The following is a 7,718-nucleotide window of genomic DNA, read 5'->3' as shown; positions in this document are numbered from 1 at the left end:
TGTACGTGGTCGTCGGCGAGACGCTCGACGTGGTGGTCGAGCGCGTGCAGCCCGGCGGCCGCCAGGATCCCGACCTGCCGCATCCCTCCCCCGAGTCGCTTCCGCCGCACCCGCGCCTCGGCCACCAGCGCCGCAGGTCCCGCGAGCAGCGACCCGACGGGCGCACCGAGTCCCTTGGACAGGCAGACGCACACCACGTCGGCCTGACCGCCGTACGACGACAGCGGCACGCCGGTGGCGACGTGCGCGTTCCACAGCCGGGCCCCGTCGAGGTGGACCTTCGCGCCGTGCGCGGAGGCGAACGACCGCAGCGACTCCAACGACGCCAGCGGCAGCACCGCCCCGCCGGCGAAGTTGTGCGTGTTCTCGATCGAGATCGCCGCGGTGCGCACGAAGAACGGTCCGAGGTCGGGCGCGAACAGGTCGGCGACCGCCGCGAGGTCGACCTGGCCGCGCGGGTCCGACCAGGTCCGCATCGTCACGCCCGACACCGCCCCGTGCGCCCCGAGCTCGGCCCGTGCGATGTGGGCGCGGGCCTCGCAGAGGACCTCTTGGCCCGGCGCCACCAGCAGTCCCACGGCGAGCACGTTGGCCATCGAGCCGGTGGGGGTGAACAGCGCCGCCTCCTTGCCGAGCAGCGCGGCGACCCGTTCCTCGAGCGCGACGACCGTCGGGTCCTCGCCGTAGACGTCGTCACCGACGTCGGCGCGCGCCATCGCGGCACGCATCGCCGCGGTCGGCCGGGTGACCGTGTCGGAGCGGAGATCGATCACGAGAGCGTGCGCGTGATGATCGGCGACCAGCCGGACTCCCTGTCCTGCGCGGTGTTCGAGGTCCGGGCGCGCAGCTGGTAGGTCCCCGACTGGGCGAGGTTGAAGAGCCCCGTCGCGGCGGTGGTGTCGGTGCGGAACGACCGCCAGGCGGTCGTGCCGGTCCGCCGGTACTGGACATCGAACGCCCGCCCCGCGCCGGCCGTGGCCGTCGACCACCGAAGCGTCCAGCCGCTGCCCTCGGACCCGCCCGTCACCCGCAGCGGGACGGTGATCGAGCCGTTCATGCCCGCGTGGATCGTGCAGTGGTAGGGGAACTTCCCGGCCGACTTCATCCCCTGGCTGTACGTCGCGCCGGTCGACCGGTTGCCGCTGTTCCAGAAGGCCTGGTCGGACGTCGTCGTGTGGGTGCCGGTGAACGACCAGGTGACCGAGGTGCCCTGCGCCACCGTGGTGTTGGCCGGCGTGAAGGTGACGCCGGACGCGGAGATCGTCGAGCCGCCGCCGACGGCGGAGGGGGCACCGAGGACGGCCGCCGTGGTCAGTGCTGCGGCGCCGAGAGCCACCGGAGCGAGAAGCGTTCGGATGCGCACCCCGCCACCATAGGCCGGGCCTCAGGAACCGCGCAGCATCTCCGCGACGAGGAACGCCATCTCCAGCGACTGCACCCGGTTGAGGCGCGGGTCGACGACCGACTCGTAGCGGTGGGCGAGCCCGTGCTCGGTCAGCTCCTCGCCGCCGCCGATGATCTCGGTGACGTCGTCGCCGGTGTTCTCGACGAGGATCCCGGCGGGGACGGTGCCGAGCGCGCGGTGCACGTCGAAGAAGCCCTGGACCTCGTCGAGGACGTCCTCGAACCGGCGCGTCTTGTAGCCGTTGGACGCCTCGAACGTGTTGCCGTGCATGGCGTCGCACACCCAGGCGACGTCGACGCCCTCGGCGGTGACCTTCTCGACCAGCGACGGCAGGCCGTCGCGGATCTTGCCGGCGCCGAAGCGGGTGATGAAGGTGAGCCGACCCGCCTCGTTGGTCGGGTTGAGCTTCGCCGCGAGCGAGAGCGCCTCGTCGGCGGTCGCGGTCGGGCCGAGCTTGCAGCCGATCGGGTTGCGGATGTGGCTGAAGTACTCGACGTGCGCGCCGTCGAGCTGGCGGGTGCGCTCACCGATCCAGACCATGTGGCCCGACACGTTGTAGGGCTCGTCGGTCCGCGAGTCGATGCGCGTCATCGCGTGCTCGTACTCGAGCAGCAGCGCCTCGTGGGAGGAGTAGAAGTCGACCCGGTGGAACTCGTCGGGGTCGGCGGCGCCGATCGCCTTCATGAAGCTGAGCGCGCGGTCGATGTCGGCCGCCATCGCCTCGTAGTGCTGCCCGACCGGCGAGTTCCGGACGAACTCGGAGTTCCAGGTGTGCACCTGGCGCAGGTCGGCGTAGCCACCCGTCGTGAACGCGCGCACGAGGTTCAGCGTCGACGCGGACGCGTGGTAGACGTCGAGGAGGCGTTGCGGGTCCGGACGACGCGAGTCGGGGGTGAACTCGAAGCCGTTGACAGCGTCACCGCGGTAGGCGGGAAGGGTGACCCCGTCACGGGTCTCGCTGTCCGAGGATCGCGGCTTCGCGTACTGACCGGCGAGCCGCCCGACCTTCACCACCGGCACCGAGGCCGCGTAGGTGAGGACGACGGCCATCTGCAGCAGGACGCGCAGCTTGTTGCGCACGTTGTCGGCGGTCGCGTCGACGAAGGTCTCCGCACAGTCGCCGCCCTGGAGGATGAAGGCCTCGCCACGGCTCGCCGCCGCGATCTTGGCCTTCAGGTCGTCGCACTCGCCCGCGAAGACCAGCGGCGGAAGGGTCCGCAACCGGTCGACCGCGGCCGCAACCGCCACGGGGTCGTCGTACGTCGGCTGCTGCGCCGCGCCGATGGCGTGCAGCTGCTCGAGGGAGGGGATCTGCGTCACCTCTCAAGGGTACGGCGACCGCCGGTACGTCGCGTTATCGCGGGTCGTCCGTGGGATCGATGTCCATCCGCTCGATGTCGACGAACCGCGGGTCGGCGTCCTCGACGTTCGATGCTCGGTTGACCAGGAACGTCACCACCCAGAGCACCACGCCGATCGCCAGGAGCGCTCCCGCGATCTTGTAGACGATCGGGTCGCGGTCGACCCACGGCCCGGCGAGATAGGCACACAGGATCGCCGCGGCCAGCGGGGTGAGACCCGGCGAGGTGAAGAAGGAGGGGGTGTCCGCGCCGCGCTGACCCCGCAGCACCAAGCACGCCACGTTGACGATGGTGAACACGCACAGCAGCAGGAAGGCCGTGACCGACGACAGGTTGGTGACGACGTTGCCCTCCGGGTTCGCCAGCCGGAGGTAGAGGATCAGGCCGAGGGCGAGGAGGGTGGTGAAGACGATCCCGGCCCACGGGCTCCGCCGGCCAGGCAGGACGGCCGCCAGCTGCTGCGGGAGCACCCGCTGCTTGGCCATGCCGTAGACCAGCCTGCTCGCCATGAGCATGTTGATGAGGGCCGTGTTGGCGACGGCGAAGACGGCGAGGAACGGGAAGATCTTGTCGATCGGGAAGTCGGGGGCGCCGATCGAGACCACCGAGATGAGGGCCCGACCCTCCTCCTCGTAGATCGTCTTCAGCTGGTCCTCGGTCAACACGCTCACGACCGAGATCGCGACCATGATGTAGAGGACGGCGGCGATCCCGAGACCGAGCAGCATGGTGCGGGGGAAGAGCCGCTCCGGGTCCTTGGTCTCCTCGACCATGTTGACCGAGTCCTCGAAGCCCACCATGGCGAAGAACGCGATCGACGTCGCCGCCGTGACGGCGAACAGCAACCCCATGTCCTGGTAGTCGTCCAGGCTGAAGAGCTCCGACGCCGACGCACCGTCACCGCGCAGGACGACCGCGAAGCCGACACCGATCACGATGGTCAGCGCCACGATCTCGACCAGTGTCAGGAGGATGTTGAACTTCACGCTCTCGCCGACACCACGGAGGTTGATGACGGCGAGCAGCACCATGAACCCCAGCGCGACCGCCGTGACCATGCCCGAGTCGACCGAGCTGATGGTGGCGCCGGTCTCGTCGACGGTCTCCCACACACCGTTGAGCGCCATGCCCTGGAAGAAGTTCTGGGCGAGGGTGTTCGCCGAGGTCGAGGCACTGGTGATGCCGGAGCAGGCGACGGCGAAGGTGACCATGAAGGTCAGGAAGTGGATGCCGAAGGCCTTGTGCGTGTAGAGCGCCGCCCCGGCGGCCTGCGGGTACTTCGTGACGAGCTCGAGGTAGGACAGGGCGGTCATCGCGGCGACCACGAAGGCGCAGAGGAACGGCAGCCACAGCATCCCGCCGACGTAGCCGGCCATCTGGCCGGTGACGGCGTAGACCCCGGCGCCCAGGATGTCGCCGACGATGAAGAGGAGCAGGAGCCAGGGCCCCATCACCCGCTTGAGCGCCGGTTGCTCCGTGCCGCTGGCCGGCGAGGGTTCCTGCGAGGTCGAGGCGGTCATGCCTGCTCCTTCCGAGAGAGCGGACGCGTGACGTACGGTCCGGACACCCTCCCCCACCGGGGCGGGGTTGGGAAATACCCCCGTCGGAGCGTCGTCAGACCTGGTGCCCCCGAACGAGGACCGCGAGCGGCCGTCCGAGCGCGGCCGGGTCGGCGGCGAGGTCGCCGTCGACGACGAGGAGATCGGCGTCGAGGCCGACGGCCAGACGACCGGTCACGTCGGCCACGCCGCACACCTCGGCGGCGCCTGAGGTGGCGGCGGCGAGCGCCTCCTCGACCGGCCAGCCCGCGACGACGAGGTCGACCACGGCGATCCAGGCGTTGCCGTGGGCCTTGAGCGGCATCGCTCCCGAGTCGACCCCCGGCACGACCCGCACCCCGTGCGCGCGCAGGCGGGCGGCGGCCTCCGAGATCCGCACCATCGTGGCCGGGAAGTCCATCCCGGTCCGCTGCATCGTCTCCAGCACCTGCGGCGGAGGGGGCGGCATGTGCGGGATCAGCGTCTGGTCGAACCCCATCGTCGGGTCGACCACGATGCCGGCCGCGGCCACCCGGTCGAGGAGGTCGTCAGAGATGACGTTGCCGTCCTCGGAGATCCCGCTGAAGTGCTCGATCCCGTCGACCCCTGCGGCAAGAGCGGCCTCGATGCCCGCGACGGAGTGCGCGTGGGCGAGGACCTGCAGCCCGACCTCGTGCGCGGCTTCGACGACGACCCGCAGGTCCGTCGACGAGTACTGCGCGCCGAACATGTCGGTGCCCGCGGTCAGGAACCCGCCGCTGGCCATCACCTTGATGACGTCGACACCGCGCTCGTGGTGACGCACCACCTCGGCCCTGAGCTCGTCCGGGCCGGCGGCGGTCGACCCGAGGAAGTGGCAGTGGCCCCCCGGCGTCGTGATCGGCGGTCCGGCGGCGATGATCCGCGGCTGGCCGGTCGTCCGGCGGTCCCGGAACGCCAACGTCCGGTAGTCCTTGTCGCCCAGGTCGCGCACGGTCGTCACCCCGGCCGCCGCCTGGGACGCCAGCGACCGCTCGATCTCGGCGTCCAGCTGCTCGGCCGTCATCGCCTGGGAACGCTCGAGCGACCCCGGGCTCGCGTCGGCGACCAGGTGCACGTGCGCGTCGATCAGCCCGGGCAGCACCGTCCCGCCGTACGACGCGACCTCGCAGCCCTCGGGCACCGCATGATCGCCCGCCTCGACCCCGACGATCCTCTCGCCGTCGACGAGGACCGTGGCACCGCCGGGCAGGAAGGCGTTTCCGTCGAACGCGTGGGAGGCACGGATCGCGAGCACCCCCAGAGTCTGGCCCGGCCCGAGGGGTTTTGTCAGCCGAAGAAGACCCGGGCCTCTTCGTACTCCTCGGGGCTGACCACCTTGAGCTCGCCGGTGCCCTCGATGAGCGGGACCCGGACGATGTCCTTGCCGCGCAGCGCGACCATGACACCGAACTCGCCGTCGGCGACCGCGCCGATCGCCTGGAGCCCGAAGCGGGTCGCGAGCCAGCGGTCGAAGGCGGTCGGCGTGCCGCCGCGCTGGACGTGGCCGAGGACGACGGCGCGCGCCTCGGCGCCGGTCCGGTCCTCGATCTCCTTGGCGACCCGGTCACCGATCCCGCCGAGCCGGACGTGGCCGAACGCGTCGAGCTCGCCGCTGGCCAGCGTCATGCCGGTCCCGTCCTTGGGAACCGCGCCCTCGGAGACGACGAGGATCGGGGCGTACTTCGACTCGAACCGCCGCTGGACCAGCCCGCAGACCTCGTCGATGTCGAACGGGATCTCGGGGATGAGCACGATGCTGGCGCCGCCGGCGAGTCCGGCGTGGAGGGCGATCCAGCCGGCGTGCCGCCCCATCACCTCGACGACGAGGACCCGGTGGTGCGACTCGGCCGTGGTGTGCAGCCGGTCGATCGCCTCGGTGGCGATGTTGACCGCGGTGTCGAAGCCGAACGTGAAGTCCGTGCCCGACAGGTCGTTGTCGATCGTCTTGGGGACACCGACCACCTTGACGCCGAGGTCGGCGAGCTTGGTGGCGACGCCGAGGGTGTCCTCGCCGCCGATCGCGACGAGGGCGTCGACTCCCGCCTCGGCCAGGTTGTCCTGGATCCGCTGGACGCCGTCCTCGACCTTGAACGGGTTGGTGCGCGACGAGCCGAGGATGGTCCCTCCGCGAGGCAGGATGCCGCGGCACTCCTCGATGCCGAGCGGCATCGTGATGCCCTCGAGCGGTCCCTTCCAGCCGTCGCGGAAGCCGATGAACTCGAACCCGTGCTCCTTCACCCCCTTGCGCACGACGGCGCGGATCACCGCGTTGAGCCCGGGGCAGTCGCCCCCTCCGGTCAGCACACCGACGCGCATCTGCGCTCCTCAGGGTTGGATCGTTCCAGCGTCACCGAGCCTAGCCAGTCGGGTCGCTAACGTGCACCCATGACGTACTCGATCGTTGCCCGTTCCGCCGACGGGGAGTCCTGGGGCGTGGCCGTCGCCTCGAAGTTCCTGGCCGTCGGGTCCGCGGTCCCGGCCGCCGTGGCCGGTGTCGGCGCCGTGGCGACCCAGGCCTGGGCCAACGTGGCCTACAAGGGTCTCGCCCTCGCGCACCTCGACGAGGGCGCGACCGCCTCGATCGCGGTGCAGCGGCTGGTCGAGGAGGACGAGGGCCGCGACCACCGGCAGGTGGGGATCGTCGACCTCGAGGGCGGCGCGGCGACCTTCACCGGGCCGGCCTGCCTGGACTGGGCCGGCGGTCTGACCGGCGACGGCTTCGCCGTCCAGGGCAACATCCTGACGGGCCCGGAGGTCGTGGAGGCGATGCGCGACACGTTCGAGGAGAGCGACCCGGACGAGCCGCTCGCCCGCCGGCCCCTCGCCGCGCTTGCCGCCGGGGAGGCGGCCGGCGGCGACAGCCGGGGGCGCCAGTCCGCCGCGCTGCTCGTGGTCAAGGACGGCGCCGGGTACGGCGGCTTCGACGACGTCGCCGTCGACCTGCGGGTCGACGACCACGCGGACCCGGTCGCCGAGCTGGAGCGGCTCCTCGGGCTCCACGAGGCCCTGACCCCCGACGTGCCCGAGGACGAGCAGGTGCCCGACACCCCGGAGCTGATGGAGGAGCTCGACGCGCGGGCGCGCTCGCTCGGCCACGCGCACTTCGCCGCCTGGATGGGCACCCACAACCTCGAGGCGTTCGGCGGCCCCGGCTGGACGGCAGCGCAGGTCATCGACCAGCTCCGGGAGGACACCCCGGACTGGTCGCCGGCGTCCTGACCCAGGACGCGGGGCCTAGGACACGGGGCTCAGGACAGTCGGTCGAGCGCCGCCTGCGCCGCATCGCGCTCGGCGGTGGCGGTGCGGAGCGCGGCCGCCGCCTCGTCCCGGACGTCCTCGCCGTCGCCGAGCTCGTCGTCGACCTCGTCGAGCTCGGACTCGAGGTCCGACAAC

The 7,718-nt window shown here is 71.4% G+C and carries 7 protein-coding genes; 1 reads left to right on the top strand and 6 read right to left on the bottom strand.

All coding sequences use genetic code 11. The annotated features are described in order from the left end of the window. From H0487_RS20675 to H0487_RS20650, 6 genes are all read right to left on the bottom strand, one after another. Window positions 1-773, bottom strand: a 773-nt coding sequence (locus H0487_RS20675; protein ID WP_183096113.1) for a threonine aldolase family protein, incomplete at its 3' end; no start/stop codon positions are given. Beyond that, a complete protein-coding gene (locus H0487_RS20670) occupies window positions 770-1,363 on the bottom strand; it encodes a cupredoxin domain-containing protein (protein ID WP_183096112.1) in 594 nt (197 codons plus the stop codon). The genes H0487_RS20670 and H0487_RS20675, both read right to left, overlap by 4 nt. A gap of 21 nt (window positions 1,364-1,384) precedes the next feature. Beyond that, window positions 1,385-2,725 (bottom strand): class II 3-deoxy-7-phosphoheptulonate synthase, encoded by a 1,341-nt coding sequence (locus tag H0487_RS20665; RefSeq protein WP_183096111.1) that lies wholly within the window; start codon window positions 2,723-2,725, stop codon window positions 1,385-1,387. A 34-nt stretch (window positions 2,726-2,759) separates the two neighbouring features. Further along, window positions 2,760-4,286 (bottom strand): APC family permease, encoded by a 1,527-nt coding sequence (locus tag H0487_RS20660; protein ID WP_183096110.1) that lies wholly within the window; start codon window positions 4,284-4,286, stop codon window positions 2,760-2,762. Between the two features lie 94 nt (window positions 4,287-4,380). Beyond that, window positions 4,381-5,580 (bottom strand): amidohydrolase family protein, encoded by a 1,200-nt coding sequence (locus H0487_RS20655; protein ID WP_183096109.1) that lies wholly within the window; start codon window positions 5,578-5,580, stop codon window positions 4,381-4,383. A gap of 32 nt (window positions 5,581-5,612) precedes the next feature. Beyond that, window positions 5,613-6,641, bottom strand: a complete 1,029-nt coding sequence (locus H0487_RS20650; RefSeq protein ID WP_183096108.1) for a 6-phosphofructokinase — start codon at window positions 6,639-6,641, stop codon at window positions 5,613-5,615. Window positions 6,642-6,710: 69 nt separating this feature from the next. Here H0487_RS20650 and H0487_RS20645 point away from each other — a divergent pair, with 69 nt between their 5' ends. Continuing rightward, window positions 6,711-7,544, top strand: a complete 834-nt coding sequence (locus H0487_RS20645) for a DUF1028 domain-containing protein (protein WP_183096107.1) — start codon at window positions 6,711-6,713, stop codon at window positions 7,542-7,544. Window positions 7,545-7,718: the final 174 nt, after the last annotated feature.

This window comes from Nocardioides stalactiti (genome assembly GCF_014180715.1).
Classification (GTDB): Bacteria; Actinomycetota; Actinomycetes; order Propionibacteriales; family Nocardioidaceae; genus Nocardioides; species Nocardioides stalactiti.
This window is presented reverse-complemented; position numbering and strand designations above follow the sequence as displayed.

Excerpts from the sequence above, each read along its gene's own strand:
- H0487_RS20660 (WP_183096110.1), bottom strand. The coding sequence starts at position 4,286 with ATGACCGCCTCGACCTCGCAGGAACCCTCGCCGGCCAGCGGCACGGAG.
- H0487_RS20650 (WP_183096108.1), bottom strand. The coding sequence starts at position 6,641 with ATGCGCGTCGGTGTGCTGACCGGAGGGGGCGACTGCCCCGGGCTCAAC.
- H0487_RS20645 (WP_183096107.1), top strand. The coding sequence starts at position 6,711 with ATGACGTACTCGATCGTTGCCCGTTCCGCCGACGGGGAGTCCTGGGGC.